General features: G+C 62.0%; 4 protein-coding genes. 2 read left to right on the top strand and 2 right to left on the bottom strand.

All coding sequences use genetic code 11. The annotated features are described in order from the left end of the window. Nucleotides 1-302, bottom strand: a 302-nt coding sequence (locus JMF90_RS34260; protein WP_201326092.1) for an OsmC family protein, incomplete at its 3' end; no start/stop codon positions are given. A gap of 410 nt (nucleotides 303-712) precedes the next feature. Beyond that, nucleotides 713-1,018, bottom strand: a complete 306-nt coding sequence (locus JMF90_RS34255; protein ID WP_027813213.1) for a DUF1090 family protein — start codon at nucleotides 1,016-1,018, stop codon at nucleotides 713-715. A gap of 311 nt (nucleotides 1,019-1,329) precedes the next feature. Between JMF90_RS34255 and rplM the strand changes: the two genes are divergently transcribed. Together rplM and rpsI are read left to right on the top strand one after the other, a co-directional pair. Next, the gene (gene rplM / locus JMF90_RS34250) at nucleotides 1,330-1,758 is read left to right on the top strand and encodes a 50S ribosomal protein L13 (protein WP_009687896.1); all 429 of its coding nucleotides are present in this window, start codon (nucleotides 1,330-1,332) and stop codon (nucleotides 1,756-1,758) included. A 10-nt stretch (nucleotides 1,759-1,768) separates the two neighbouring features. Beyond that, nucleotides 1,769-2,161 (top strand): 30S ribosomal protein S9, encoded by a 393-nt coding sequence (gene rpsI / locus JMF90_RS34245; RefSeq protein ID WP_006476904.1) that lies wholly within the window; start codon nucleotides 1,769-1,771, stop codon nucleotides 2,159-2,161. The last annotated feature ends 38 nt before the right edge of the window (nucleotides 2,162-2,199 follow it).

The raw sequence follows: 2,199 nt of genomic DNA, 5'->3' as shown, positions 1-2,199 counted from the left end.
ACCTTCGGATCTTCGCTCGCACGCTCGGCCTTCAGCGTGACCGAGCAGCCGCTCACTTCCTGGCGGCTCTTCTTCAGGATCAGCACGACGTCATAGGCGGTGCAGCCGCCGGTGCCGAGCAGCACCATTTCCATCGGACGCGGCGCGAGGTTGTGGCCGCCGCCTTCGGGCGCGCCGTCCATCGTGACGAGATGGCCGCTGCCGGTCTCGGCGGAAAACGCCATGCCGTCCTGGCCCATCCAGCTTACTTTGCATTCCATGCTTGCACTCCAGCGTTGCCTGATTCGGATTCGATCCGGCATTGTAGCCCGCGACGCAACGGTCGGCTGATGCGCTGCACGACGCGCAACGCCGGGGCCGGGCGGACAGGGCGGCGAGCGACGATTTCCCTGCTGGATTTAGGGGTTTTGCTCTAGGCGAGGGCAGCTTTAGGTCATGTCCGAGGGGTTTACATGTTTGATTTCAAAAGGAAATGCGTCCGAACAAGCTTTTCGGATGAAATCTCATATTGTGGTATTTGATTTCGCAATGCAAATTTTCTTGTGAAGTCGGCGGGGCATTCGTATAATGATCCTCATTGGTTGCCGCGCTGCGGCAACCTCCGCATGTCTCCTCCACCCTCCTCCTAAGGTGGATTAAGCCCGAACCAGCCGTTCGGGCTTTTTTTCGTCCCATGCAAACATCCGCGCGCGGCTTGCGCGCGTCGGCACCGTCACGCGGGCTGTCGCGCAGCCGGTTGCGAAGTCGCGTCGGGCGGCGTGCCGCGCGAGTCGGCATCGGGCGCCGGCGCACGGGCGGCCGACGCGTGGCCGTGGCCGCGTGCGCAGAAGTGACGGACGCGTTCGCGCACCGCGCGCAGGCGCGCGATGCGGTCTTCGGCATGGGCGGTCCGGGCTTCGGCGATGCGTGCATCGAGTGCGTCGAGCTTGGCTTCGCAGCCGGAGCGGGCGGCGACGGCGGGCGCCGCGACGGCCAGCAGCGCGGCCGCCAGAAAGGGCGTAAGTCGTTGTTTCATCATGCTGGTTTGTTGTTTTTCGGGTTCGACCGGTCTGGCGCGGCAAGGTCATGTGCCGCGCGTCGATGGGTGCCTCCCCAGGCGCTCGGTTCGCCTGGCTTGGTGGGGCACGACCGGATTTTGGCGCATTTCGGCCGCCGCGAACACGGGACGTGGATTCTCTTTGACCACGTAGCCGTATTTCCTTTATAATTCAGGGCTTTTCCGCATTCATGCCCACGGAAAAAGAACAGGGAGAGCCTGCACCGCGCCTCGAAGCGCACACAGACAAGCAGGAAGAACACATCGGGCAAAGCAATTTTTTTGGATCGATCATGAAGACGTTTTCCGCAAAAGCCCATGAGGTGACGCGCGAATGGTACGTGATTGACGCGACGGATAAGGTTCTCGGCCGTGTTGCCAGCGAAGTGGCACGCCGTCTGCGCGGCAAGCACAAGCCTGAGTTCACCCCGCACGTCGACACTGGTGATTTCATCATCATCATCAACGCGAGCAAGTTGAAGGTCACGGGCAACAAGACGCTGGACAAGAAGTACTACCGTCACTCGGGCTACCCGGGCGGTATCTATGAAACGACGTTCGGCAAGATGCAAGAGCGCTTCCCGGGCCGCGCGCTCGAGAAGGCGGTCAAGGGCATGCTGCCGAAGGGCCCGCTCGGCTACGCGATGATCAAGAAGCTGAAGGTCTACGCAGAAGCGACGCATCCGCACTCGGCTCAACAGCCGAAGGCGCTCGAGATCTAAGGGGACCCACATGATCGGTAACTGGAACTACGGTACGGGCCGCCGCAAGAGCGCAGTCGCACGTGTCTTCATCAAGGCTGGCAAGGGCGACATCATCGTCAACGGCAAGCCCATCGCTGACTACTTCTCGCGCGAAACGTCGCTGATGATCGTGCGTCAACCGCTGGAACTCACGAACCACGGCCAGACGTTCGACATCAAGGTGAACGTCAACGGCGGCGGCGAAACGGGTCAGGCAGGCGCAGTGCGCCACGGCATCACCCGTGCACTGATCGACTACGATGCGACGCTGAAGCCGTCGCTGTCGAGCGCAGGCTTCGTCACGCGCGATGCGCGTGAAGTCGAGCGTAAGAAGGTCGGTCTGCGCAAGGCACGCCGCGCAAAGCAGTTCTCGAAGCGTTAATTCCGCTTCATGGCCTCGCCGCTTTCGAGCGGCGTCCG

It is taken from the genome of Burkholderia sp. E168m23 (genome assembly GCF_016586125.1).
GTDB classification, from domain to species: Bacteria; Pseudomonadota; Gammaproteobacteria; order Burkholderiales; family Burkholderiaceae; genus Burkholderia; species Burkholderia orbicola.
The sequence above is the reverse complement of the archived record's forward strand: the minus strand, read 5'-3'. Positions and strand labels throughout refer to the sequence as shown.